Raw genomic sequence first — 23,528 nt, forward strand, 5'->3', positions numbered from 1 at the left:
GGACCATCGTTTCCACACGGGAGTGCCGCACGCCATGTCCAACCACACCATCAGCGAAGGCTTGCCGTTTCCCCTGGGCGCCACCTGGGATGGCGACGGCGTCAACTTCGCGCTGTTCAGCGCCCATGCCAGCAAGGTCGAGCTGTGCCTGTTCGACCCGAACGGCGAACGGGAGATCGAGCGCATCGCGCTGCCCGAATACACCGACGAGGTCTGGCACGTCCGCGTGCAGGGGCTGGCGCCGGGCGCGGTTTACGGTTATCGCGTGCACGGGCCTTACGATCCGGCCAACGGCCATCGCTTCAATCCGAACAAGCTGCTGCTCGACCCGTATGCCAAGGCCTACGTCGGCGAACTGCGCTGGGACCCGGCGGTGTTCGGCTATGAAATGGGCCAGGACGACCTGAGCTTCAGTGAGAGCGACAGTGCGCCCTTCATGCCCAAGTGCCAGGTCGTGGACCAGGCCTTCACCTGGGAGCACCCGTTGAGCGTGCGCGTGCCGTGGGAGCGGACCATCTTCTACGAGACCCACGTGCGCGGCTATACCAAACGCCATCCGGCGGTCCCCGAGGCGATGCGCGGCACTTTCGAGGGCCTGGGTCAGCGGGCGGTGATCGACCATATCAAGGCGCTGGGCGTGACCTCCGTCGAGCTGCTGCCGATCCATGTCTTCCTGAACGACAGCCACCTGCTCGACAAGGGCCTGACCAACTACTGGGGCTACAACACGATCGGCTTCTTCGCGCCCGATCCGCGCTTCTTTGCCCGGGGGCCGGGCGCGGTCGGCGAGCTCAAGCAGATGATCGACCGCTTCCACGAGGCCGGGCTCGAGATCATCCTCGACGTGGTCTACAACCACACGGCCGAGGGCAGCGAGCTGGGGGCGACGCTGTCGTTCCGCGGCATCGACAACCTGTCCTACTACCGGCTGATGCCGGACGAGAAGCGCTACTACATCAATGACACCGGCACCGGCAACACGCTGAACCTGTCGCATCCGCGCGTGCTGCAGATGGTGATGGACAGCCTGCGCTACTGGGTCACCGAGATGCAGGTCGACGGCTTCCGCTTCGACCTGGCCACCATCCTCGGGCGCGAGCCCGGCGGCTTCGACTATGGCAGCGGCTTCCTGAAGGCGTGCCGGCAGGACCCGATCCTGTCCAGCGTCAAGCTGATCGCCGAGCCGTGGGACTGCGGCCCGGGCGGCTACCAGGTCGGCGGATTTCCGGCCGGATGGGCCGAGTGGAACGACAAGTTCCGCGACACGGTGCGCGACTTCTGGCGCGGCGAGGAGGGCATTGCGCCCGAACTGGCGGCGCGCGTCACCGCCTCCGGCGACAAGTTCAACCACAGCGGGCGGCGGCCGTGGGCGAGCGTCAACTTCATCACCGCGCACGACGGCTTCACGCTGCACGACCTGGTCTCGTACAACGACAAGCACAACGACGCCAACGGCGAGGACAACAACGACGGCACCAGCGACAACCGCTCGTGGAACTGCGGCGCCGAAGGGCCGACCGACGACCCCGACATCGTCGAGCTGCGCGAGCGCCAGAAGCGCAATCTGCTGGCCACGCTGCTGTTCTCGCAGGGCACGCCGATGATGGTGGCCGGCGACGAGTTCGGCCGCACGCAGCAGGGCAACAACAACGCCTATTGCCAGGACAACGAGATCAGCTGGGTCGACTGGGAGATCGACGAGCGCGGCCGCGGGCTGATCGAGTTCGTGCGCAAGCTGACCGCGCTGCGGCGCGCACTGCCGGTGCTGCGGCGGGGCCGTTTCCTGACCGGCGAGGTCGATGACGAACTGGGGGTGGCCGACGTCAAGTGGATCAGCGCCGCGGGCGACGAGCTGACGCCGGAACATTGGGACGACGCCTCGATGCGCTGCTTCGGCCTGGTCATCGACGGCCGCGCGCGCGCCACCGGCATCCGCCGACCGGCCTCGGACGCGACGCTGCTGCTCGTGTTCAATGCCTATCACGACGTGGTCGAGTTCACCTTGCCGCAGATACCCGGCAGCGACCAGTGGACTTGCCTGATCGACACCAACATGCCGGTGCGCGAGGAGCTGCCGGAGTTCTCGTCCGGCGACGTCTACCAGGTCACCGGGCGCTCGCTGCTGCTGTTCGCCCTGGAGGCGCGCGGCGCGACGCGGCGCGTGTTCGAGCGGCTGGAAGGCGTGCTGACGGAGGACGTCGAACCGGGCCGGGGCAGCCAATGACCTCGATGCGGGGCCGATCCGGCGGCCGGCTCGCGAACGCGTCGGCTCTGCTTAGGCCGTGATTCGGCCTCGGTGCGGCCCCGCAACGGCCGCGCTTCGGCTCGCCTTCGGTGCCCGCTTCGGCTTCGCTTCGGCCTTCGCTTCGGCGCCCGCTTCGGCCCTCGCGTCGACCCCCACTTCGGCCCTACATCGGCCCTACATCGGCCCACTTCGGGCCCACTTCCGGCCCACTTCAGCCCGGGTATTTCCTGATATTTCGGGTAAGTCGCCGTTGATAGCATGGCGGCTCCAAGCCGCGGCCTCCGGTGAGGCGGCCCACGCCGCCACGGTGGCTGGGCGGCATGGCAGTCTGCACGACGGGAAGTCGGGGAAATCAGGAGAAATAATGAAACACGTTGCAAAAACCGTGGCCGCCGCCCTCGCGGCCGCCGCACTGGGTCTGCCTGGCGTGGTACAGGCGCAGGACTACCCGGGCAGCCGGCCGGTCTCGGCCGTGGTGCCGTTCGCCGCCGGCGGCCCGACCGACAAGGTGGCGCGCGAGCTGGCGCAGGTCATGTCCAAGCATCTGGGCGCGACCATCGTGATCGAGAACCTCGGCGGCGCCGGCGGCACGATCGGCGCGAAGAAGGTGGCCCAGTCGAAGAACGATGGCCACACCGTGCTGATTCACCATATCGGCATGTCGACCGCCCCGGCGCTGTACCGCAACCTGGGCTTCGATCCGCTGAAGGACTTCGAGTACATCGGCGAAATCGCCGACGTGCCGATGGTGCTGGTCGGCAACAAGAACCTGCCGCCGAACACGCTGAAGGACCTGCTGCCGTACATCAAGGCCAACGCCAGCAAGCTCTCGCTCGCCAACGCCGGCATCGGCTCGGCCTCGCACCTGTGCGGCCTGCTGTTCCAGAGCGCGATCCAGACCGAGCTGACCACGGTTCCGTACAAGGGCACCGCGCCGGCACTGACCGATATCCTGGGCGGCCAGGTCAACCTGATGTGCGACCAGACCACCAATATCGCCGGCCAGCTGAAGGCCAATGCGCTCAAGCCCTATGCCGCGATGCAGCCGCGCCGCGTCGAGGCGTTCAAGGACATCCCGACCGCGGCCGAGCAGGGCCTTTCGAACATCGAGGTCAAGATCTGGCACGCGATGTACGCACCGAAGGGCACGCCGCAGCCGGTGATCGAGAAGCTGTCGGCTGCGCTGCAGAAGTCGGTGACCGATCCGGGCTTCCGCGCCAAGATGGCCGAACTGGGGGCCGAAGCGGTGCCGGCCCAGCGCGCCACGCCGGAGTCGCTGAAGACCTTCCTCGGCAACGAAATCAACAAGTGGACCCCGGTGATTCGCAAGGCCGGCGTCTATGCGGACTGAGGCGACGCGACGCTGACCGCTTCGCCGCCGCCTTCAGCGCGGCGCGGCGGACGGCAATGGCAACCGAGGCCACGCGGCAACGCGTGGCCTTTTGTTTTGCATGGTGGAAAGCTCTGTGCCTTGGGGGCGGGGGAGCGGAAAGGGGCCGTGGCGGCCGTCTATATTGGGGAGACGCGGCCGGAGCGGGAGGCGGATGCGCCTCGCCGGGCACCGTCGGCTGCCGCCCTTGAATTCCGTCAGGCCGCCGCCAAGTAGCTGCCTGAACCCAACTCAGAAGCCACCATGGAACAGTATCACGGCACTACCATCGTCAGCGTCCGGCGCGGCAACCAGGTTGCCCTGGGCGGTGACGGTCAGGTCACTCTCGGCAATATCGTGATGAAGGGCACCGCACGCAAGGTGCGCCGCATCTACAACGGCAAGGTCCTGGTGGGCTTCGCCGGCAGCACTGCCGATGCGTTCTCGCTGCTGGATCGCTTCGAGGCCAAGCTGGAGAAGTACCAGGGCAATCTGACGCGCGCAGCGGTCGATCTGGCCAAGGATTGGCGTTCCGACCGCGCGCTGCGCCGGCTCGAGGCGATGCTGATCACCGCGGACCGCGACACCACGCTGGTGATCACCGGCAACGGCGACGTGCTCGATCCCGAAGGCGGCATCGCGGCGATCGGCTCCGGCGGCGCCTATGCGCAATCGGCGGCCAAGGCGCTGATGGAGAACACCGAGCTCTCGCCCAAGGACGTGGTCGAGAAATCGCTGCGCATCGCCGGCGAGCTCTGCATCTACACCAATACCAATTTCGTCATCGAGACGCTCGAGTGAGCGTCCGGATCACGCTTCCCCGCACGTGACGCCCGCCGGGCGTCCCACCGCGCCATTGCGCGGTAGTGGCGCCCCGGCCGGCCTTCATTGAACGGATACCCGGATACCGAGACCCATGTCCCACACCATGACTCCGTCGGAAATCGTTTCCGAGCTCGACAAACACATCATTGGCCAGAACAAGGCCAAGAAGGCCGTCGCGGTGGCGCTGCGCAACCGCTGGCGCCGCCAGCAGGTGGCCGACCCGCTGCGCCAGGAAATCACGCCGAAGAACATCCTGATGATCGGCCCGACCGGCGTCGGCAAGACCGAGATCGCGCGGCGTCTGGCCAAGCTGGCCGACGCGCCCTTCATCAAGATCGAGGCCACCAAGTTCACCGAGGTCGGTTATGTCGGCCGCGACGTCGACACCATCGTGCGCGACCTGGTCGAAATGGCGATCAAGCAGACGCGCGAGTCCGAGATGAAGAAGGTGCGCACCAAGGCCGAGGATGCCGCCGAGGACCGCCTGCTCGACGTGCTGCTGCCGCCGCCGCGCGACATCGGCTTCGCCCAGCCCGAGGAAAAGGATTCCAACACCCGCCAGGTCTTCCGCAAGAAGCTGCGCGAGGGACAGCTCGACGACAAGGAAGTGGAGCTGGAGGTCGCGGCCGCGGTGCCGAGCCTGGACATCATGGGGCCGCCGGGCATGGAGGACATGACCGAGCAGCTGCGCAGCATGTTCGCCGGCCTCGGGCAAGGCAAGAAGCTGCGCCGCAAGATGAAGGTCAAGGAAGCGTTCAAGCTGCTGATCGACGAGGAAGCCGCCAAGCTGGTCAATGACGAGGACCTGAAGCACAAGGCGCTGGCCAACGTCGAGCAGAACGGCATCGTGTTCCTCGACGAGATCGACAAGATCGCCAGCCGCAGCGAACTGGGCGGTGGCGAGGTGTCGCGCCAGGGCGTGCAGCGCGACCTGCTGCCGCTGGTCGAGGGCACCACGGTCAGCACCAAGTACGGCATGATCCGGACCGACCATATCCTGTTCATCGCCTCGGGCGCGTTCCACCTGTCCAAGCCGAGCGATCTGATCCCCGAGCTGCAGGGCCGCTTCCCGATCCGCGTCGAGCTCGAATCGCTGTCGGTGGCCGACTTCGAGGCGATCCTGACGCAGACCGACGCCAGCCTGACCAAGCAGTACCAGGCGCTGCTGGCGACCGAGCAGGTCGAGCTGGTGTTCGCGCCGGACGGCATCCGCCGCCTGGCCGAGATCGCCCACTCGGTCAACGAGAAGGTCGAGAACATTGGCGCGCGCCGGCTGTACACGGTGATGGAGCGCCTGCTCGAGGATCTGTCGTTCCACGCCACCCGCTCGAGCGGCGAGACCGTGACCATCGACGCCGCCTATGTCGACGAACGGCTGGGCGACCTGTCGACCAACGAAGACCTGTCGCGCTACGTGCTGTAAGCGTCCGCGATCCCGTCCCGAAAGCGCCTCCCCGAAGTGCGCCTTCTCAGCGATGAGAAGGCGCATTTTTTTCGACCCTGTCGCGCTGCAGTGACCCGTTCATCTCATGTGGGAATCGTCTTACTCGGCTTTCGGAAGCCCCCGCCTGCTCGGAAAAGCGCTCGCCACATAACCTTCATATACGACGAGACAGCAAGGCGGACGCCAGCGTCGGGCCTTGCGACCTCTGACCGTTTGATGACGACAGGAGCGCGACATGATGAAGAAATGGCTGTCTGCTGCAGTGTGTTCGATGATGGTTGCCGCACCGGCAGGGTTTGCGCTGGCGCAGAGCGCGCCGTCCGGCGCCCGCGCCGACTATGACGCCGCCGTCTCGCGGGCCGACGCCGACTACAAGAATGCGAAGACCCGTTGTGACGCCATGAAGGACAACGCCGAGGATGTCTGCGAGGCCGAGGCCAAGCGCGACCGCGACGTGGCGAAGGCCGAGGCCGAAGCCCGCCGCGATGGTACCGAGGCTGCCCGCGCCAAGGTGCTGAAGGTCAAGGCCGACCGCGAGTACGAAGTCGCGAAGGAACGCTGCGACGACAAGAAGGGCAACGACAAGGACGTCTGCGTGAAGGAAGCCAAGACGGCGCATGAGAAGGCGCTGGGCGAGGCCAAGACGACCCGCGCGGCCGCCGGCGGCGGCACGCGTACCGATGTGGCCGAGGCGCGCCGCGAGGCTCGCAAGGACACCAGCGACGCCGCCTACAAGGCGGACAAGGAGAAGTGCGACGCGATGTCGGGCGACGCCAAGGACCGCTGCGAGGCCGACGTCAAGGCGAAGTACAACCGCTGATGAACGGCCGGCCGCGGCCGACGCGGCCGGCTGAACATCGCCCTATCAAGCGAAGCCGTATCGGGCGAAGCACCACGCGAACGTATCGAACCTATCAATCGAGATCGAGGAGCAGATCATGAACTGGGATCAGATCGAAGGGAAATGGGAGCAGGCCAAGGGCAAGGTCAAGGAGAAGTGGGGCCAGCTCACCGATGACGACCTCACGCAGATCAACGGCAAGCGCGATCAGCTCGCCGGCAAGATCCAGGAGCGCTATGGCTACACCAAGGAGCGCGCCGAGGAGGAAATGCGCGAATGGGAGCGCGACACGCGCTGGTAATGGCCGTCTCGTGACATCCGTTGACCGCTGGTAAGCCAGGTAAGCGTTGGTAAGCAGGCTGGCACGGCCGCCGCGACGATGAGATGCTTGCGCCTCGTTGGGCTGCAGGTTGGCCGCAAGCAGGAGGTCCAGAATGAAGCATATCGGTTTGATGTCGGCGGGCGTGCTGGCCGGGCTGGCCGGGGCGACAGCGTTCCTGTGCGCCGTGCCGGACCGCAGCGAAGCCACGCGCATCGATGCGGCCACGGGCGACGGCAAGGTCAGGGTTTCGCATGCGGTGTTCGTCAGCGAGTCCGCCGAGTACGGCGCCCGCTCGAACCGGCATGCATTCGATGCGCTGCGGGTCAGCACGAGCGCGAATGGCGGCACGGCGGGTCCGACCGGCCTCGCCAATCGCGCGGACAACGGCGGTGCGGTCAACGGCGGCGACGACCTCGGCTGGGACTACGTGCAACTGCGCCTGTGAGCCGCCGCGCGGCGATGCCGCGAGGCGATGAAGATGCACGAAAGGAGAAGGGCCTGCGATTGCAGGCCCTTTTTTCTTGCGTCCGTTTGATGCCCAACGACACGCCCAACGCCGCGCCCAACGCCGCGCACAACGCCGCGCACAAGGACGCGCACAAGGACGCGCACAAGGACGCGCACAAGGACGCGCCCAACGCCGCGCACAAGGACGCGCCCAACGCCGTGCACCAGGACGCGCACAACGCCGTGCACTAGGACGCGCACAACGACCTCGTGCGCAACGTCGCCCATCGAATCCCTACCGCGAAACCGGCCGCTTGGCGAGCTTGCGTTGCAGCGTGCGCCGATGCATGTTCAGCGCCCGCGCGGTCGCCGAGATGTTGCCGCCGTGTTCGGCCAGCACGCGCTGGATATGCTCCCACTCCAGCCGCGGCACCGACAACGGCAGCGGATCCTCCAGCGCGGCCTCGGCCGCCTCTTCCGAGATGCCAGACTTGAGCGCCGCGAGGATCGAATCGACGTTGGCCGGCTTGGCCAGATATTCGTCCGCCCCCTGTTTGACCGCCGCCACCGCGGTGGCGATGCTGGCGTAGCCGGTCAGCACCAGGATGCGCGAGCGCGGCAGCATCGCGCGCAGCGGCGCCACCAGCTGCAGCCCCGAGTCTGCCGGCGTGGTCACGCCGGCCTGGGGCCCCGCGGCCAGATGCAAATCCAGCGTGACATAGCGGAACGCGGTCCTCTCGGCCAGGGCCAGCGCCTGCTGGCGGTTGTGCGCGACCTCGACCGCGAAGCCGCGGCGGGTCAGCGCGCGTGCCAGCGTGTCGGAGAACACCGGGTCGTCGTCGATCACCAGGAAGGGGGCGCCGGTGTCGTTGCCGGTGGCAACGGCAGGGGAGAGGGAAACGTTCGACGGTAGAGTCATGCCGCATGCTCCGAAGAATCGGGGGTTGCCGGCAGCCGCAGCTCCGCCACGGTGCCGCCTTCGGGACGGTCCTGCCAAAGCAGCCGCCCGCCCATCTGGCGCGCGACGCTTTGCGCCAGATAGGTGCCGATGCCCTGGCCGCCATGCGTGCTCGCCACCGGCGTCTCGCCCAGCCGCGCGCGCAGCGCGGCGGGCATGCCGGTGCCATGGTCGATCACGCGCAGCAGCAGTTCGCGCGGCGCGCTGCGCGGTTCCATCGTGATCGACAGGCGCAGGGGCAGGTCGCCGCGCCCGGCGGTCTGCTGGCTGCGGGCGGCGTTGTCGAGCAGGATCGTCAGCATCTGCCCGGTCCGCGCCGGCTCGATCGGCACGTCGGCCGCCTCCGCGGCGATCATCGTCTCGATGCGCGCCTGCGGATGGCGCAACTGCCAGCCGTCGGCGAAGGCGGGCAGCCAATGCCCGACCGGCTGCAGGGCGCTGGCGCGGTTCGCTTCGCGCAAGCGCGCGAGGATGCCGCGGCATAGCGTCAGCTGCTGCTCGACCGTATGCAGGTCGGGCAGGTAGTCGCGGATCGCGGTGCCGCCGCGGGCGGGGTCGGCGGCGTCGGCGCGCAGCTCGCCGGCAATCACGGCCAGCGTCGCCAGCGGCGTGCCGATCTCGTGGGCGACCGTCGCCGCCTGCGCGTTCAGCGACTCGACCCGCGCCTCGCGCAGCAGCCGCTCGCGCGCGTCGGCGAGCTGCGCCTCGCGCTCGCGCAGCACGCCCGACAGCCGCGCGACGAACAGCGCGATCATCACCGCGCTCGCGACGAAGTTCAGCCACATGCCGACCAGGTGGTAGACCACCGCGTTGTCCGGGTTGTGCAGGTGCAGGGGCACGTATTCGAACAGCATCAGCGAATAGCAGGCGAGCGCGTACAGCGCCAGCGCGACCACCTGCCGCCACGGCACGATGGCGGCCGCCAGCGCCAATCCCGGCAGATAGAACGAGACGAACGGGTTGGTGGCGCCACCGGTGAAGAACAGGATCGCCGACAGCGCGGTCAGGTCGACCAGCAACTGTCCCATCAGCTCGGCGTCGCCCGGCACCGAGCCGGCGCGCGCATGCTGACGCAGCCGCCAGGCGGTCAGCAGATTGAAGACGGCCTGCAGCGCGAAGATCGTCAGCAGCGGCCGGTAGGGCAGCTGCAGCCCGGCCAGCGTCTCGGCGCAGACCAGCAGCAGCGCCTGTCCGCCGAGGATGGCCCAGCGCAGCCAGTACACCCGGCGCAGGCTCAGCAGGCTGTCTGCGCCGAGGCCTTGCGCGCGGATGGGATCGCCGGCGGATGGGGCGGCAGATCTGGCGGCAGATGCGGCAGCGTGGGCGGTCGTCGTCATGCCGCGAGTGTAGCAATGGCGCCGCGTGCGGCTGTGTTGTGCGACACCATGCCGCATTGGTCACGCCGGGCGGCACTGCCAGACTGGCGGATTGCGCCGCATGGGCCCGCGTGCCGGGTCTCGCGCACCGGCCCTGGCGCCTGCGGCGGTTCATGGTCTAATCGCGTTCTTACGCGGACGTTCTTGCGCCGAGGCTCTTGCGGACGCATTTGCATGGACGCATTTACCCGGACTTCCCGCCTCCGCTGGACCGCCTCGTTTGAATGAATTGCACCGAGAAAGGATAGAGATGCAAGCCAAGCTGTTCGCCGCCGCCGCATGCTGCGCGCTGATTTCCACCTCTGCGTTCGCCCAGGTCGACATCCGCAATGCCTGGGCGCGCGGCACCGTGCCGGCGCAGACCGCCACCGGCGTCTTCATGACGCTGCACGCGCACAAGGACGCGCGCCTGGTCGGCGTGTCGACGCCGGTGGCCGCGACCGCCGAGGTGCACGAGATGAAGATGGAAGGCAACGTGATGCGGATGCGCGCGCTCGACGCGCTGCCGTTGCCGAAGATGGAGGACGTCGAGCTCAAGCCCGGCGGCTACCACGTGATGCTGCTCGGTTTGAAGGCGCCGCTGAATGCGGGCGACAAGGTGCCCGTCACGCTGAAGTTCGAGCAGGGCGGCAAGCTGATCGAGCAGCGCGTCGAGGCCGAAGTGCGCGGCCTGACCGCGCCCGCGCACGGCGGTGGCGCGGCGGCGAACCACAAGCACTGAAACACTGGCTCTCTGAAACGCGAGGGCGGATCGCCGGGGCAAGCAACCGGACGATCCGCCGCGGCCGATCCGCGCCGCTCAGTCGGGTCGGTCAATCGGGTCGCTCAGTCGCGCCGCTCAGTCGGGTCGCTCAGTCGCGCCGCTCAGTCGGGTCGCTCAGTCGCGCCGCTCAGTCGCGCCGCTCAGTCGGGTCGCTCAGTCGCGCCGCTAATCCGCGCCGCTCACTCGCTTCAGTCGCGCCGCTAATCCGCGCCGCTCACTCGCTTCAGTCGCGCCGCTCGATCGCGCTGTTCAACGGCGCAAATCAACGGCGCAGATCAACCGCGCAGATCAACCGCGCAGATCAACCGCGCGGATCAACCGCGCAGGCTGATCGCCTCGTCCAGCCCCTGGCCCGCGCCGACCGCCAGCAGCCGCTCGCGCAGCCATGCATGCCCCGGATCGGCGTCGTTGCGCTCGTGCCAGATCGCGCTGAAGGTAAAGCCCGGGAACGCGAACGGCGGCTCGAACACCGCGAAGTGCGGATCGTCCTCCAGCGCCGCCAGGCTGCGCCGGGCCGTGGTCAGGACCAGGTTGGTGCCGGCGATCAGCGCCGGCGCGACGCTCCAGTGCGGAACCACGCAGGCGATCTTGCGGCGCCCGCCATGCTTGGCGATGGCCGCGTCGATCGGGTCGACTTTCTCGCTGTGGGCGGCCACCAGCACGTGCGAGCGGGCCAGGTAGGCGACCTGGTCCAGCCGGCCATGGTCGCGCACCGTCGCGGCATCGACCGCGCAGCCGTACTGTTCCTCGAACAGCGCGGCCATCCGCACGCCTTCCGGCTGATAGACGAACACGCCCAGCGCCAGATCGACCTCGCCGTCGGCCACCTGCGCCGACATCGCTTCGCGGCTGCCCTGCGTCACCACCAGCTCGATGCCCGGCGCCGCCTTGCGGACCGCGCGCAGCAGGTTCGGCAGCACCACCATCGCGCCGTAGTCCGACATCGCCAGACGGAAGGTGCGGCGGGCCGTGGCCGGCTGGAAGCCCGACGGGCCCAGCAGGATGCGCACCTGCGCCAGTGCCTCGGCCAGCGGACCGGACAGCTCGTGCGCCCGCGCGGTCAGCACCAGGCCGCCCTGGCCGCGCACCAGCAGGGGGTCGTCCAGCAACTGGCGCAGCCGAGCCAGTGCGTGGCTGACCGCCGGCTGGCTCAGATGCAGCCGCAGCGCGGCGCGCGAGATATGACGCTCGGCCAGCAGGGCTTCGAGCACGACCAGCAGGTTCAGGTCGACGTTGCGCAGATTATTCATCCGGCGAATATTAAACGTTAGAAACCAGAATTGGAAATCCATCCGGCGTAGGGGCAGACTGGCGCGGTCTCTTTTTCGAACGAACAGAGGAGGTCCGCGCATGCTGTCTTCGTCTCATCCCGTCGGTCCGGTCCTGGCGGCCGCGCTGCCGGTGCTGATCGCCGCGCTCGCCGGCGCGATGATCCCGCTGCAGGCGGGCGCCAATGCCGCGCTGGGCCGCGCGCTCGGCCATCCGCTGTGGGCGACGCTGGTGTCGCTGCTGGTCAGCCTGGCGGTGGTGGTGGTGCTGATGCTGGCCCTGCGCGTCGGCCCGCCCGGCGCCGGCTGGGCGAGCGGGCCGTCGTGGATGTGGATCGGCGGCGCGGTCGGCGTGTTCTATCTGACCGCTGCGCTGATGCTGGCGCCGCGGCTCGGGGCCAGCGGCTTCATCGCGGCGGTGGTGGCCGGCCAGATGCTGGCCTCGCTATGGATGGACCATGCGGGCCTTGCCGGCTTCGCGGTGCGGGAGCTGACGGCGCCGCGGCTCGGCGGCGCGCTGCTGATCGTGCTGGGGGTAGTGGCGATGCAGTGGAGCGGACCGGCGCGCGTGGGCGCGGCGCTGGATTGAGACGGCAGGACCGATGGGAAAGCCGGATCGCTGACCGGCTTGCACTGCGGCCCGCGCCTGCTTGGCCTTGAGACAACGGTCCGATCGAACTAGGGAGTCGCTGACCGGCTCACTCTCCGGCTTGCGCCTGCCGAGCCCGCAGGCAATCCGGGCACAGGCAGTGCTGCCCCGGCACGATCAGCCGCGCCGGCAGCAGTGGCATCGTCGCGCACCAGCAGTGCGGCAGGCCCGCGGCATGGCCGCAGACGAAGCGCGTCCCGCAGGCCGCGCATTGCTCGACGGGGCGCAACTGGCCGGTCAGCACCGCAGCAGGATCGGTGCCCGAGGCCGGACGGCCCCCGCCTTTGCCTGGCATCGCAGTGGTTTTCGTTGGCGTGGTTGTTGCATGAAAAGAACGGCCGATGGGCCGTCGGACGCACCGTTCGCGCCCTGCGCAGGCTCCGGTCGGCCCTGTCGCTAGCGCGGCACCCCGTTTCTTGTAAAATTCGGGCGCCTGCCGCGGGGCGCCGGATGCGCCGCGTTGCCATGATACCTGTCGATTTTCACGGATTGCCATGACCTCCGATACCTCCGGGCCCACCGCAACCGCAGTGGCCGCCATCGCCCCCGCCCTCAAGGCCGAGATCCTCGCCGAGGCGCTGCCCTACATCCGCAAGTTCCATGGCAAGACCATCGTGGTCAAGTACGGCGGCAATGCGATGACCGAAGAGAAGCTCAAGCATGGCTTCGCGCGCGACGTGATCCTGCTGAAGCTGGTCGGCATGAACCCGGTGGTGGTGCACGGCGGCGGCCCGCAGATCGACGAGGCGCTGAAGAAGGTCGGCAAGGTCGGCACCTTCATCCAGGGCATGCGCGTGACCGACGAAGAGACCATGGAAGTGGTCGAGTGGGTGCTCGGCGGCGAGGTCCAGCAGGACATCGTGATGCTGATCAACCAGTACGGCGGCCAGGCGGTCGGCCTGACCGGCAAGGACGGCGGCCTGATCCGCGCCAAGCGGCTGAAGATGCCGGACCGCGAGAATCCGGGCGCGTTCATCGATATCGGCTATGTCGGCGACATCGAGGCGATCAACCCGGCCGTGGTCAAGGCGCTGCAGGACGACGCCTTCATCCCGGTGATCTCGCCGATCGGCTTCTCCGACGACGGCCAGGCCTACAACATCAACGCCGACGTGGTGGCCGGCAAGATGGCCGAGATCCTGAAGGCCGAGAAGCTGGTGATGATGACCAACATCCCGGGCGTGATGGACAAGAAGGGCAATCTGCTGACCGACCTGTCGGCGCGCGAGATCGAGGAGCTGTTCGCCGACGGCACCATCTCGGGCGGCATGCTGCCGAAGATCTCGTCGGCGCTGGACGCCGCCAAGAGCGGCGTGAACTCGGTGCACATCATCGATGGCCGCATCGAACATTCGCTGCTGCTGGAAATCCTGACCGAACAGGCGTTCGGCACCATGATCCGCTCGCACTGACGTACCGCAACCAGGCGCCCGCGGCCGCTGCGGCGGCGCGGCGCCTTCCCCTCGTGCCTTCCCACGCCTCCCGCCGCTCCCCCCTCCGCCTGCGGCATCGGCCGGCCGGCAACAACGCCGGCGACACGGTCTGGCTGTTCGATCTCGACAACACGCTGCACGACGCCTCGCACGCGATCTTCCCGGCGATCAATGCCGCGATGACGGCCTACGTCGCGCGCGTGCTGGCCTGCGACGAGACCACCGCCAGCCGCGTGCGGGTCGACTACTGGAAGCGCTATGGCGCGACGCTGCTCGGCATGATCCGCCATCACGGCGTCGACCCGGCCGACTTCCTGCGCGCCGCGCACGAATTTCCCGATATTGCAGAGATGGTGCGCGTGCGCCGCGGCCTGGCCGCCCAGCTGCGCCGCCTGCCCGGCCGCAAGGTGCTGCTGACCAACGCGCCACAGGACTATGCGCGCGCGGTGATGCGGGTGGCCGGCATCGAGCACTGCTTCGAGCGCGTGATCGCCATCGAGCAGATGTGGGTCCATGGCGATCTGCGGCCCAAGCCCGATCGGCGCATGCTGCGCCGCCTGCTGGCCCGGCTGCGGATCGCGCCGGGCCGTGCCGTGCTGGTCGAGGACACGGTCTCGCACCTGAAGCGCTATGCTGGCCTGGGGATACGCACCGCGTGGATCACCGGCTATCTGCGTTCGATGACGCCGAGCCGGCCGCATGACGTGCCCGCGGGCGCGGCCCGCGATGCCGCGCAGCAGGCGGCGTTGCGCGCCGAGGCCGAGCGCCATCCGCACGACCGCGACGCGGACCGCGCGGCCCGGCAGGAGGCGGTGACGCTGGTCGCTGCCGAGGACCAGACGCCCGGACCGCGGCTCTCGCCCGAGACGCAGCCGGCTGGCAGCCATGCGGGCCCTGATGCAGCCGGCAGCGCAGCCGCCACGGCAACGCGCGATTGGGCCCGCAATTGGTCCCCCGATCGGACCCCCGATCGGACGCCAAACCGGACCCCAAACCGGACCCCAAACCGGGCCCGCATGGTGCACCGGCCGGGCTATGTGGACATAAAAGTACAATCGGTGCATCAACTCCATCGACGAATGCGGAGAAACGGGTCATGACGCAGAGCAACGAGGCAGCCGCACCGGCCGCGAACGCGGACGAGCGCGGCCAGCAGGGCGAGGGCGGCGGCGCTGCCGAGGCCGTGGTCGCGCGCAAGCGCCCGCGTCCCGGCGAGCGGCGCGTGCAGATCCTGCAGACGCTGGCCGGCATGCTCGAGCACCCGCGCTCCGAACGCATCACGACCGCGGCGCTGGCGGCCCGCCTCGGCGTTTCCGAGGCCGCGCTGTACCGGCATTTCGCCAGCAAGGCGCAGATGTTCGAGGGCCTGATCGCCTTTATCGAGCAGACCGTGTTCGGGCTGATCAACCAGATCACCGCGCAGGAGGAACACGGGCTGCGCCAGGTACAGGCGATCGTGCGGATGCTGCTGTCGTTCGCCGAGAAGAATCCCGGCATGACGCGCGTGCTGACCGGCGAGGCGCTGGTCGGCGAGCATGAACGCCTGCAGGAACGCATCAACCAGCTGGTGGACCGGATCGAGGCGTCGATCCGCCAATGCCTGAAGGTCGCCGCGACGCAGGCCGCGTTTCCCGCCGACGCCGACGTATCGGCACGCGCCGCGCTGATCGTCGCCACGGTGCAGGGGCACTGGCATCGCTATGCCAAGAGCGGCTTTCGCAAGCTGCCGGCGGGGCAGATCGACGCGCAGCTGCGCGTGCTGCTGGGCTGATCCCGTCCGATCCCGTGCGATCCCGCGTAGCCCGGCTGCGGCCGTCGATATCCCATTGCCGCGCGCGTCTTCTGCTGATGTCTATCGCTTTGCTCTATAATCTGCCGGTCGCGCCGATTTGATGACTGGCTTGCGGGCGCGCGGCGAGGGAAATTCCTCGCCACTATAAATGCGGCTAAAGAGGTTGGTCGGCGCCCCTCTCCGATTCGCGATTCGACAGGAACGCATTTTCAGGGACAACGCCACCGGCGGCGGACAGCGAAGCATCCGGCGCGACAACAACCCGACTTGGCTGCGTGATTCCAAACGCAAGACCGGTCGGGTTTTTTCATGCCCGTCGCACACGGGCCGCCTACATGACTGACGTTGCCTCGCCGTCCGTAAAGACGGAACCGGCCGCTGCCGCCGCCGTTTCCGCAGATTCCGCCGCCTCCAGCGCCGCGCTGCCGCTGCCGTCCGATTCGGTCGGCATCGTGACGCCGCAGCGCATGCATTTCGCCGAGCCGCTGCCGTTGCGCAACGGCTCGTCGCTGGCCGACTACGACCTGATGGTCGAGACCTACGGCACGCTCAATGCCGCGCGCACCAACGCCGTGCTGGTGTGCCACGCGCTGAACGCCTCGCACCACGTGGCCGGCGTCTACGCGCACGATCCGCGCGACGTGGGCTGGTGGGACAACATGGTCGGTCCCGGCAAGCCGCTCGATACCGACCGCTTCTTCGTGATCGGCATCAACAACCTGGGCTCGTGCTTCGGCTCGACCGGTCCGATGAGCCTGAACCCGGCCACCGGCCAGCCCTTCGGCGCCACCTTCCCGGTGGTCACGGTCGAGGACTGGGTCAATGCGCAGGCGCGCGTGGCCGACGCCTTCGGCATCGAGCAGTTCGCCGCGGTGATGGGCGGCAGCCTCGGTGGCATGCAGGCGCTGGCCTGGAGCCTGATGTATCCCGATCGGCTGCGCCATTGCATCGTGGTGGCCTCGACGCCGAAGCTGTCGGCGCAGAACATCGCCTTCAACGAGGTCGCGCGCAGCGCGATCCTGTCCGACCCCGACTTCCACGGCGGCAACTACTACGCGCATGGCGTCAAGCCCAAGCGCGGCTTGCGCGTGGCCCGGATGATCGGCCATATCACCTACCTGTCCGACGAGGACATGGCGGCGAAATTCGGCCGCGAGCTCAAGGCCGAGGACATCCGCTTCTCGTTCGATGTCGAGTTCCAGGTCGAGAGCTACCTGCGCTACCAGGGCGACAAGTTCGCCGAGTATTTCGACGCCAATACCTATCTGCTGATCACGCGCGCGCTCGACTACTTCGATCCGGCGCTGACGTTCGGCGGCGACCTGACCCGCGCCGTGGCGCATACGAAGGCCAGTTTCCTCGTCGCCAGCTTCACCACCGACTGGCGTTTTGCGCCGAGCCGCAGCCGCGAGCTGGTCAAGGCGCTGCTCGACAACAAGCGGCCGGTCAGCTACGCCGAGATCGATGCCCCGCATGGCCACGACGCCTTCCTGCTCGACGATCCGCGTTACCACAACCTGATGCGCGCCTATTACGAACGCATTGCCCGGGAGATCGGCGCATGAATGCCAAGTCCATCACCGAAGCGGCCAACGGCGTGCTGGCACGGCGGCCGGATTTTCGCGCGATCGCGCGCTGGATCGAACCGAATGCGACCGTGCTCGATCTGGGCTGCGGCGACGGCAGCCTGCTGCGCGTGCTGCAGGACGAGCTCGACGTGCAGGCCTACGGCATCGAGATCCGCGACGAGGGCGTGCTGGCGTGCGCGCAGAAGGGCGTGCATGTCATCCAGCAGAACCTGGAGGGCGGACTCGCGCTGTTCGAGGACAAGAGCTTCGACACCGTGATCCTGTCGCAGACGCTGCAGACGATCCACAACACCGCGCAGGTGCTGCGCGACACGCTGCGCGTCGGCCGGGAGTGCATCGTGTCGTTCCCGAACTTCGGCTACTGGCCGCACCGGCTGTCGGTGTTCCGCGGCCGCATGCCGGTGTCCGAGTCGCTGCCCTACCAGTGGTACGACACGCCCAACGTGCGCGTGCTGACCATCAGCGACTTCGAAGCGCTGGCGCCCAAGGTCGGGCTGCGCATCCTCGATCGCGTGGTGATGCACGAGGGCATCACGGTGAACTGGGGCGTCAACTGGCGCGGCAGCCTGGCGGTGTATCGGGTCTGTTCGGCCTGAGGGCCGGTCCGGGGGACGGTCTGACGAGCCGCCCTGGCTACTTCGGCCTGACTCATCGGCCTGACTCATCGGCCTGACTGCTCGCCTGACTGCGCGCCTGACTCCTCGCCTGACTGCGCGCCTGACTGCTCGCCTGACTCCCCGGCCGAGTCTGTTCGGCCCGGGATGGCTTCGGAGGGGGCCGCCGGCACTTGACGAGCGGCCACCCGGACGACTACCGTACGGAAATTCCGAACGATCGTTCGCTTTTCGGCGAGGCCCCATGTCCGCGACATCCGAGCTGCATCCCTTCGACGACGCGATTGCGTTGACCCCCGCCGGCGAGCACCGCTTTACCGGCCGCACCACCGAGTCGTACTGGAACATGATCGGGCCGTACGGCGGCATCACGGCGGCGACGCTGCTGCAGGCGGCGCTGCAGCATCCGCAGCGGCTCGGCGATCCGATCGCGCTGACCGTCAATTTCGCCGGACCGATCGCCGAGGGTCCGTTCACGATCGAGGCGCGGCCCGCGCGCACCAATCGCTCGACCCAGCACTGGTCGCTGGAACTGGTACAGAACGGCGAGGTGGCGACCACCGCCAGCGCGGTGTTCGCCGTGCGGCGCGACACCTGGGGCTGCGGCGAGGCTGTCTTTCCCGACGTGCCGCCGGCCGACGCCATCGCGCCGCTGCCGACCGGCTTCGCGCCGGTGCGCTGGTTCAAGTCCTACGAGATGCGCCCGGTGCGGGGCGCCAAGCCCGCGGCCGAGCCCGGCACCGAGCATCCGGACAGCCTGACCCAGTTCTGGCTGCGCGACCACCCGGCCCGCACGCCCGACTATGCGTCGATCGCGGCCTGGTGCGACAGCTTCTATCCGCGCATCTTCCTCAAGCGCGCCGGCTTCGTGCCGGCCGGCACGGTCTCGCTGACGACCTATTTCCACGCGGATGCCGCCACGCTGGCGGCGCTGGGCGATCGCCACGCGCTGGGCAGCGCGCGGGCGCAGGTGTTCCGGCAGGGCTTCTTCGACCAGAGCGCGCAGCTGTGGAGCCCGGACGGCGAGCTGCTGGCCAGCTCGCATCAGATCGTCTACTACAAGCAGTAGACGCGCCGGCTGCCCTCTCGCCAGCCCTCTCCCGCTTGCGGGAGGGAGAGAGGGCAGGGCGGTTGCCTACCCTGGCATCAACCCTCGCGAACGCTCTTGCCCTGTGCCCGGCCATCTGCCGGGAGCGGAACGGCCGAAACGGCGCCGGCCTCGTCGCGCGGCGTACGCGTCTGGCTCTCGTAGCGCTCCACCGTTCCGCGCATGGCGCGCAGCAGCAGCAGCCCCGGCAGCGCCACGACCACCGTGCCCAGGTAGAACGGCGCCCAGCCGAACGATTCGACCAAATAGCCCGAGGTCGGTCCCACATAGACGCGCCCGACCGAGGCCAGCGCCGACAGCAGCGCGTACTGCGTCGCCGAGAACGAGCGGTTGCACAGCGCCATCAGCAGCGCGACGAAGGCCGCGGTGCCCATGCCCCCGCACAGGTTCTCCACCGCGATGGTCGCGCCCATCGACCACAGATGGGCCGGCGTCACCGCCAGCAGCCAGTAGCCGAAGTTCGACACGGCCTGCAGCACGCCGAACAGCATCAGCGAGCGGTACAGGCCCAGCCTGACCATCAGCGTGCCGCCGAACAGCGCGCCGATGATGGTGGCCGCCAGGCCCAGCGTCTTGTTGACGAGCCCGACCTCGCCGGCGGAAAAGCCCACGCCGCGGATCAGGAAGGTGGTCGACAGGCTGCCGGCGAAGGCGTCGCCGAGCTTGTACAGCACGATCAGGCCGAGCAGCCACCACGCGCCGGTGCGTCCGAAGAAGTCGCGCAGCGGACCGACCACCGCCTCCTCCAGCGAGCGCGGCGCGCGCGGCGGCGACTCGGCGCGCGGCGCCCACGGCAGCGTCAGTAGGCCGACCGCCATCAGCGCGGCCATCAGCAGGTACATCTGCTGCCAGCCCAGCACGCGGTCCGCCAGCCACAGCGCCAGGCCGCCCGATACCAGCATCGCCAGCCGGTAGCCGAGCACCTTGACCGCCGCGCCGGCGCCGCGCTCGGCGGGCCGCAGCACGTCTGTGCTGTAGGCGTCGAACACGATGTCCTGCGAGGCCGACAGGAAGGCCACCAGCGTGGCCAGCCCCGCCAGCAGCCACAGCGCCTCGCGCGGCGGGCAGAAGGCCATGCCGGCGATGCCCAGCACCAGGCCGATCTGCGTCAGCAGCAGCCAGCCGCGCCGCCGGTCCAGCAGCGGCGGCGTGTAGCGGTCCATCAGCGGCGCCCACAGGAACTTGAAGATGTAGGCCTGGCCGACCAGCGAGAAGAAGCCGATGGTCTTGATGTCCAGCCCTTCGACCGTCATCCAGGCCTGCAGCGTGCCCGAGGTCAGCGCCAGCGGCAGGCCCGAGGCGAAGCCCAGCGTCAGCATCGCGCCGATGCGGCGATTGCGGAAAATATCGAGATAGTCTTGGAAGGTCATGAAGGCGGGGGCAGGGGCCGGGCGCAGCAGGCGGTTGGGGCGCCTGGAGGGCCCTGGGTGGCGATCGGGCGCCGTGTATTATTGCATCAGCCTTCGTGATGTCTGTCGCATTCTGTTGAAACAATGCCCCTTCCCTTGCGTCTGGCCATGTCCGCTCCCTCCGTTGCCGTTCCCTCATCGCGTTCGCTTGCCCTCGCCGCGCCGCTGCGCCGGCTGACGCTGGCCGTGCTCGGCGCCGTGGCGCTGCTCGGCGCGCCCGCTGTGCTGGCGCAGTCCGACGGCGTCAATGTGCAGCGCGGCGGCGGCGCGGTCAGCCAGCTGGTGCCGGCCGAGGCGATCGAGCAGCAGGCCGCGCAGGAGTACGAGCAGATCAAGCAGGAGGCGCGCGCCAAGGGCGCGCTGGCGCCGTCGAACGATCCGCGCCTGGCGCGCCTGCGCACGATCTCGGAACGCATCCTGCCGCAGGCCGCCCGCTGGAACGACCGCGCCAAGGGCTGGAAGTGGGAGGTCAATCTGATCAAGGCCAAGCAGGTCAACGCGTTCTGCATGCCCGGCGGCAAGATCGCGGTCTATACCGGCTTTCTGGACCAGATCAAGCCCACCGACGACGAGCTGGCGATGGTGATCGGCCACGAGATCGCCCACGCGCTGCAGGAGCATGCCCGCGAGCGCGCCGCCAAGGCCGAGATCACCAACCTCGGCGCCAACGTGATTTCGCAGCTGTTCGGCTTCGGCAATCTGGGCAATCTGGCGCTGGGCACCGGCGCGCATCTGCTGACGCTGAAGTTCTCGCGCTCGGACGAGACCGAGGCCGACCTGGTCGGCATGGATATCGCGGCGCGCGCGGGCTACGATCCGCGCGCCGCGGTGACGCTGTGGCAGAAGATGGGCAAGGTGTCGCAGTCGTCGGCGGCCGGCGCCAGCATGGATTTCCTCTCCACGCACCCGTCGGGCCAGTCGCGCATCGCCGAGTTGCAGCGGCACATGCCCGAGGTGCTGCCGCTGTACGCGCGGGCGATCGGCACCACGGTCGAGCGGTTGCCCGCGTATCGAACCAATATGGGGGGGCTGGCCAACGCGCCGGTCGATCGCGGCGACGAGGACAAGCAGCAGCCGCTCAAGCGGTAGCGCGCCGGCGCCCGGCAGACTTGCCGGAAGCCCGGGGACAAGCCGGGCATAAATGGCGCATAGACGGCGCATGAACGGCGCATGAACCCGGTACAAGCACAAACGGCCCCGAATCGGGGCCGTTTGCATCGGTGAGGCAGGAAAGCGAAAGGGTCAGGCGGTCAGCCCGGTCGCCTCATCCGCGCCGATATGCACGTTCATGCATTGCACCGCGGCGCCGGCCGCGCCCTTGCCGAGGTTGTCCAGCCGCGCGATCAGCACGATGCGGTCGGCCGAGCCGAACACGAACAGATCCACGCGATTGGTGTCGTTGTTGGCCTGCACGTCGAAGAAGCCGTTGTCCAGGTGCTCGTCGCTGGCGGCGGGCATCACGCGGACGAACTGCTCGCCCTCGTAGTGCTTGCGGTAGATCTCGGCGATCTGCTCCGGCGTGACCTTGCGCGCCAGGCGATCCGGGAACACCGGCACCGTGACGGCCAGGCCCTTGTAGAACTTGCCGACGATCGGGCTGAAGATCGGCGCCTGCGCGAGGCCGGTCTGCACGCGCATCTCGGGCAGATGCTTGTGCTCGAGTCCCAGCGCGTAGGCGCGGGGGCTGTCGAGCTTCGGATTGCCGCCCGCCTCGAAGTCCGCAATCATCTTCTTGCCGCCGCCGCTGTAGCCGGTCAGCGAGAACGCGGTGACCGGGTAGTCGGGCTGCATCACGCCGGCATCGACCAGCGGACGCACGGCCAGCACGAAGGCGCTGGCGTGGCAGCCCGGCACGGCGATGCGCTTGCTGGCGCGGATCTTCTCGCGCTGGCCGCGCACCAGCTCCGGCAGGCCGTAGGCCCAGTTGTCGGCGGTGCGGAACGCCGTGCTGGCGTCGATCACGCAGGTATTCGGATTGGTCACCAGCGACACCGCCTCGCGCGAGGCCACGTCCGGCAGGCACAGGAAGGCCACGTCGGCGGCGTTCAGGAAGCGTGCTCGCTCGGCCGGATCCTTGCGCTTGTCTTCCGCGATGCGCAGCAGTTCGACATCGGAACGGCCGGACAGATAATCGAGCAGCCGGAGGCCGGTGGTGCCTTCCTGGCCGTCGACGAACACTTTGAATGCCATGGTGGACTCGCTTGGTAATACGGGTGAGGGGTGCATTGTAACGAGGATGCCCGGGCACCGCAGCGGCAATCCGCCCCGGCGGCCTGCGTCCGGGCGTTGCCGTTACAGCGGGAAGTCGTAGTCGATCGACAGCGGCGCGTGGTCGCTGAACTTCTCGTCCTTGTAGATCGAGCACGCCTTGGCGGTATCGGCGATCTTCGGCGTGGCCAGGTGATAGTCGATGCGCCAGCCGACGTTCTTCGCGTAGGCCTGGCCGCGGTTGCTCCACCAGGTGTATTGCTCGGGCCGCGGGTCCAGCTTGCGGAACACGTCGACATAGCCGTGCACGTCGAACAGCTCGCCGATCCAGGCACGCTCCTCGGGCAGGAAGCCGGAGTTCTTCAGGTTGCCCTTCCAGTTCTTGATGTCGATTTCCTTGTGCGCGATGTTGACGTCGCCGCACAGCACGATCTCGCGCCCGCTGGCCTTGAGCTGCAGCAGATGGGGCAGGAAGGCCTCCATGAAGCGGTACTTGGCCAGTTGCCGTTCCTCGGAGCTGGAGCCCGACGGCACGTAGACCGAGATCACGGCCAGATGCGGATACTGCACTTCGACATAGCGGCCTTCGCTGTCGAACTCGGCGTTGCCGAAGCCGGTGATGACGCGCTCGGGCTTGTGGCGGGTGTACAGGCCGACGCCGCTGTAGCCCTTCTTCTCGGCGTAGTGGAAGTAGCCGTGATAGCCGTGCGGCGCCAGGAAGGCCTCGGTCATGTCGGCGGCCTGCGCCTTGAGCTCCTGCACGCAGACCATGTCGGCGTCCTGCTTGCCCATCCAGTCGAAGAAGCCTTTCTTGGCCGCCGAGCGGATGCCGTTGAGGTTGGCACTGATAATCCGTAACATCTCGGGA

Annotated in this window: 24 protein-coding genes; 17 read left to right on the forward strand and 7 right to left on the reverse strand. The window is 68.3% G+C overall.

Features of this window, described 5'->3' with window-relative positions:
- Positions 1 to 34: 34 nt before the first annotated feature.
- The 8 genes from glgX (at position 35) to KZ686_RS04545 (ending at position 7,745) form a co-directional block, all read left to right on the forward strand.
- Positions 35 to 2,224 (forward strand): glycogen debranching protein GlgX, encoded by a 2,190-nt coding sequence (gene glgX, locus KZ686_RS04510; protein WP_226108014.1) that lies wholly within the window; start codon positions 35 to 37, stop codon positions 2,222 to 2,224.
- A gap of 385 nt (positions 2,225 to 2,609) precedes the next feature.
- A complete protein-coding gene (locus KZ686_RS04515) occupies positions 2,610 to 3,596 on the forward strand; it encodes a tripartite tricarboxylate transporter substrate-binding protein (RefSeq protein WP_149317267.1) in 987 nt (328 codons plus the stop codon).
- Positions 3,597 to 3,878: 282 nt separating this feature from the next.
- A complete protein-coding gene (gene hslV, locus KZ686_RS04520; protein ID WP_053820902.1) occupies positions 3,879 to 4,415 on the forward strand; it encodes an ATP-dependent protease subunit HslV in 537 nt (178 codons plus the stop codon).
- 115 nt (positions 4,416 to 4,530) lie between these two features.
- A complete protein-coding gene (hslU, locus tag KZ686_RS04525) occupies positions 4,531 to 5,862 on the forward strand; it encodes an ATP-dependent protease ATPase subunit HslU (protein WP_149317266.1) in 1,332 nt (443 codons plus the stop codon).
- Positions 5,863 to 6,118: 256 nt separating this feature from the next.
- A complete protein-coding gene (locus KZ686_RS04530) occupies positions 6,119 to 6,703 on the forward strand; it encodes a hypothetical protein (RefSeq protein WP_006576302.1) in 585 nt (194 codons plus the stop codon).
- 118 nt (positions 6,704 to 6,821) lie between these two features.
- Positions 6,822 to 7,025, forward strand: coding sequence for a CsbD family protein (locus KZ686_RS04535; RefSeq protein WP_023264984.1), 204 nt, complete (start codon positions 6,822 to 6,824; stop codon positions 7,023 to 7,025).
- Between the two features lie 133 nt (positions 7,026 to 7,158).
- Positions 7,159 to 7,491, forward strand: a complete 333-nt coding sequence (locus tag KZ686_RS04540; RefSeq protein WP_150082743.1) for a hypothetical protein — start codon at positions 7,159 to 7,161, stop codon at positions 7,489 to 7,491.
- An 89-nt stretch (positions 7,492 to 7,580) separates the two neighbouring features.
- Positions 7,581 to 7,745, forward strand: a complete 165-nt coding sequence (locus KZ686_RS04545) for a hypothetical protein (protein WP_265633095.1) — start codon at positions 7,581 to 7,583, stop codon at positions 7,743 to 7,745.
- 43 nt (positions 7,746 to 7,788) lie between these two features.
- Here KZ686_RS04545 and KZ686_RS04550 read toward each other — a convergent pair whose 3' ends face one another.
- Both KZ686_RS04550 and KZ686_RS04555 read right to left on the reverse strand, forming a co-directional pair.
- Positions 7,789 to 8,412 (reverse strand): response regulator transcription factor, encoded by a 624-nt coding sequence (locus KZ686_RS04550; RefSeq protein ID WP_265633096.1) that lies wholly within the window; start codon positions 8,410 to 8,412, stop codon positions 7,789 to 7,791.
- Complete coding sequence (locus KZ686_RS04555) at positions 8,409 to 9,788, reverse strand: ATP-binding protein (RefSeq protein ID WP_265633097.1); 1,380 nt, start codon at positions 9,786 to 9,788, stop codon at positions 8,409 to 8,411. The genes KZ686_RS04550 and KZ686_RS04555 overlap by 4 nt, the downstream gene beginning before the upstream one ends.
- Before the next feature lie 289 nt (positions 9,789 to 10,077).
- Between KZ686_RS04555 and KZ686_RS04560 the strand changes: the two genes are divergently transcribed.
- Positions 10,078 to 10,548, forward strand: a complete 471-nt coding sequence (locus KZ686_RS04560) for a copper chaperone PCu(A)C (protein ID WP_149317263.1) — start codon at positions 10,078 to 10,080, stop codon at positions 10,546 to 10,548.
- A gap of 356 nt (positions 10,549 to 10,904) precedes the next feature.
- On the opposite strand, the gene KZ686_RS04565 is transcribed toward KZ686_RS04560, so the two are convergent.
- Positions 10,905 to 11,840, reverse strand: a complete 936-nt coding sequence (locus KZ686_RS04565) for a LysR family transcriptional regulator (RefSeq protein WP_265633098.1) — start codon at positions 11,838 to 11,840, stop codon at positions 10,905 to 10,907.
- Positions 11,841 to 11,940: 100 nt separating this feature from the next.
- On the opposite strand from KZ686_RS04565, the gene KZ686_RS04570 reads away from it, so the two are divergent.
- Positions 11,941 to 12,447 (forward strand): DMT family transporter, encoded by a 507-nt coding sequence (locus KZ686_RS04570; protein ID WP_150082745.1) that lies wholly within the window; start codon positions 11,941 to 11,943, stop codon positions 12,445 to 12,447.
- A gap of 109 nt (positions 12,448 to 12,556) precedes the next feature.
- Here KZ686_RS04570 and KZ686_RS04575 read toward each other — a convergent pair whose 3' ends face one another.
- Positions 12,557 to 12,802, reverse strand: a complete 246-nt coding sequence (locus KZ686_RS04575) for a cysteine-rich CWC family protein (RefSeq protein WP_149317260.1) — start codon at positions 12,800 to 12,802, stop codon at positions 12,557 to 12,559.
- A 199-nt stretch (positions 12,803 to 13,001) separates the two neighbouring features.
- On the opposite strand from KZ686_RS04575, the gene argB reads away from it, so the two are divergent.
- The 6 genes from argB to KZ686_RS04605 all read left to right on the forward strand — a co-directional run bounded on the left by argB (position 13,002) and on the right by KZ686_RS04605 (position 19,004).
- Complete coding sequence (argB, locus tag KZ686_RS04580) at positions 13,002 to 13,919, forward strand: acetylglutamate kinase (RefSeq protein WP_006579752.1); 918 nt, start codon at positions 13,002 to 13,004, stop codon at positions 13,917 to 13,919.
- 53 nt (positions 13,920 to 13,972) lie between these two features.
- Complete coding sequence (locus KZ686_RS04585; RefSeq protein ID WP_265633099.1) at positions 13,973 to 15,040, forward strand: pyrimidine 5'-nucleotidase; 1,068 nt, start codon at positions 13,973 to 13,975, stop codon at positions 15,038 to 15,040.
- A complete protein-coding gene (gene slmA / locus KZ686_RS04590; protein WP_149317258.1) occupies positions 15,037 to 15,711 on the forward strand; it encodes a nucleoid occlusion factor SlmA in 675 nt (224 codons plus the stop codon). Before KZ686_RS04585 ends, slmA begins: the two co-directional genes overlap by 4 nt.
- 356 nt (positions 15,712 to 16,067) lie before the next feature.
- On the forward strand, positions 16,068 to 17,297 hold the full coding sequence (gene metX, locus KZ686_RS04595; RefSeq protein WP_265633100.1) for a homoserine O-succinyltransferase MetX: 1,230 nt from the start codon (positions 16,068 to 16,070) through the stop codon (positions 17,295 to 17,297).
- Positions 17,294 to 17,917, forward strand: a complete 624-nt coding sequence (gene metW / locus KZ686_RS04600; RefSeq protein ID WP_006577582.1) for a methionine biosynthesis protein MetW — start codon at positions 17,294 to 17,296, stop codon at positions 17,915 to 17,917. The genes metX and metW overlap by 4 nt, the downstream gene beginning before the upstream one ends.
- Positions 17,918 to 18,179: 262 nt before the next feature.
- On the forward strand, positions 18,180 to 19,004 hold the full coding sequence (locus tag KZ686_RS04605) for an acyl-CoA thioesterase (protein ID WP_149317256.1): 825 nt from the start codon (positions 18,180 to 18,182) through the stop codon (positions 19,002 to 19,004).
- Between the two features lie 77 nt (positions 19,005 to 19,081).
- Here KZ686_RS04605 and KZ686_RS04610 read toward each other — a convergent pair whose 3' ends face one another.
- Complete coding sequence (locus tag KZ686_RS04610; RefSeq protein WP_265633101.1) at positions 19,082 to 20,413, reverse strand: muropeptide transporter; 1,332 nt, start codon at positions 20,411 to 20,413, stop codon at positions 19,082 to 19,084.
- A 147-nt stretch (positions 20,414 to 20,560) separates the two neighbouring features.
- On the opposite strand from KZ686_RS04610, the gene KZ686_RS04615 reads away from it, so the two are divergent.
- Positions 20,561 to 21,541 (forward strand): M48 family metallopeptidase, encoded by a 981-nt coding sequence (locus tag KZ686_RS04615; RefSeq protein WP_265633102.1) that lies wholly within the window; start codon positions 20,561 to 20,563, stop codon positions 21,539 to 21,541.
- Positions 21,542 to 21,694: 153 nt separating this feature from the next.
- Here KZ686_RS04615 and argC read toward each other — a convergent pair whose 3' ends face one another.
- Together argC and KZ686_RS04625 are read right to left on the reverse strand one after the other, a co-directional pair.
- Positions 21,695 to 22,642 carry an N-acetyl-gamma-glutamyl-phosphate reductase gene (gene argC, locus KZ686_RS04620; RefSeq protein ID WP_149317255.1) on the reverse strand — a complete coding sequence of 316 codons (948 nt, stop codon included), beginning with the start codon at positions 22,640 to 22,642 and terminating at the stop codon, positions 21,695 to 21,697.
- Positions 22,643 to 22,744: 102 nt separating this feature from the next.
- Positions 22,745 to 23,521 carry an exodeoxyribonuclease III gene (locus KZ686_RS04625; RefSeq protein WP_053820911.1) on the reverse strand — a complete coding sequence of 259 codons (777 nt, stop codon included), beginning with the start codon at positions 23,519 to 23,521 and terminating at the stop codon, positions 22,745 to 22,747.
- Positions 23,522 to 23,528 lie beyond the last annotated feature (7 nt).

Source organism: Cupriavidus cauae, from assembly GCF_026210475.1.
Classification (GTDB): Bacteria; Pseudomonadota; Gammaproteobacteria; order Burkholderiales; family Burkholderiaceae; genus Cupriavidus; species Cupriavidus cauae.

Excerpts from the sequence above, each read along its gene's own strand:
- glgX (WP_226108014.1), top strand. The coding sequence starts at position 35 with ATGTCCAACCACACCATCAGCGAAGGCTTGCCGTTTCCCCTGGGCGCC.
- KZ686_RS04515 (WP_149317267.1), top strand. The coding sequence starts at position 2,610 with ATGAAACACGTTGCAAAAACCGTGGCCGCCGCCCTCGCGGCCGCCGCA.
- hslV (WP_053820902.1), top strand. The coding sequence starts at position 3,879 with ATGGAACAGTATCACGGCACTACCATCGTCAGCGTCCGGCGCGGCAAC.
- hslU (WP_149317266.1), top strand. The coding sequence starts at position 4,531 with ATGTCCCACACCATGACTCCGTCGGAAATCGTTTCCGAGCTCGACAAA.
- KZ686_RS04530 (WP_006576302.1), top strand. The coding sequence starts at position 6,119 with ATGATGAAGAAATGGCTGTCTGCTGCAGTGTGTTCGATGATGGTTGCC.
- KZ686_RS04535 (WP_023264984.1), top strand. The coding sequence starts at position 6,822 with ATGAACTGGGATCAGATCGAAGGGAAATGGGAGCAGGCCAAGGGCAAG.
- KZ686_RS04540 (WP_150082743.1), top strand. The coding sequence starts at position 7,159 with ATGAAGCATATCGGTTTGATGTCGGCGGGCGTGCTGGCCGGGCTGGCC.
- KZ686_RS04545 (WP_265633095.1), top strand. The coding sequence starts at position 7,581 with ATGCCCAACGACACGCCCAACGCCGCGCCCAACGCCGCGCACAACGCC.
- KZ686_RS04550 (WP_265633096.1), bottom strand. The coding sequence starts at position 8,412 with ATGACTCTACCGTCGAACGTTTCCCTCTCCCCTGCCGTTGCCACCGGC.
- KZ686_RS04555 (WP_265633097.1), bottom strand. The coding sequence starts at position 9,788 with ATGACGACGACCGCCCACGCTGCCGCATCTGCCGCCAGATCTGCCGCC.
- KZ686_RS04560 (WP_149317263.1), top strand. The coding sequence starts at position 10,078 with ATGCAAGCCAAGCTGTTCGCCGCCGCCGCATGCTGCGCGCTGATTTCC.
- KZ686_RS04565 (WP_265633098.1), bottom strand. The coding sequence starts at position 11,840 with ATGAATAATCTGCGCAACGTCGACCTGAACCTGCTGGTCGTGCTCGAA.
- KZ686_RS04570 (WP_150082745.1), top strand. The coding sequence starts at position 11,941 with ATGCTGTCTTCGTCTCATCCCGTCGGTCCGGTCCTGGCGGCCGCGCTG.
- KZ686_RS04575 (WP_149317260.1), bottom strand. The coding sequence starts at position 12,802 with ATGCCAGGCAAAGGCGGGGGCCGTCCGGCCTCGGGCACCGATCCTGCT.
- argB (WP_006579752.1), top strand. The coding sequence starts at position 13,002 with ATGACCTCCGATACCTCCGGGCCCACCGCAACCGCAGTGGCCGCCATC.
- slmA (WP_149317258.1), top strand. The coding sequence starts at position 15,037 with ATGACGCAGAGCAACGAGGCAGCCGCACCGGCCGCGAACGCGGACGAG.
- metX (WP_265633100.1), top strand. The coding sequence starts at position 16,068 with ATGACTGACGTTGCCTCGCCGTCCGTAAAGACGGAACCGGCCGCTGCC.
- metW (WP_006577582.1), top strand. The coding sequence starts at position 17,294 with ATGAATGCCAAGTCCATCACCGAAGCGGCCAACGGCGTGCTGGCACGG.
- KZ686_RS04605 (WP_149317256.1), top strand. The coding sequence starts at position 18,180 with ATGTCCGCGACATCCGAGCTGCATCCCTTCGACGACGCGATTGCGTTG.
- KZ686_RS04610 (WP_265633101.1), bottom strand. The coding sequence starts at position 20,413 with ATGACCTTCCAAGACTATCTCGATATTTTCCGCAATCGCCGCATCGGC.
- KZ686_RS04615 (WP_265633102.1), top strand. The coding sequence starts at position 20,561 with ATGTCCGCTCCCTCCGTTGCCGTTCCCTCATCGCGTTCGCTTGCCCTC.
- argC (WP_149317255.1), bottom strand. The coding sequence starts at position 22,642 with ATGGCATTCAAAGTGTTCGTCGACGGCCAGGAAGGCACCACCGGCCTC.
- KZ686_RS04625 (WP_053820911.1), bottom strand. The coding sequence starts at position 23,521 with ATGTTACGGATTATCAGTGCCAACCTCAACGGCATCCGCTCGGCGGCC.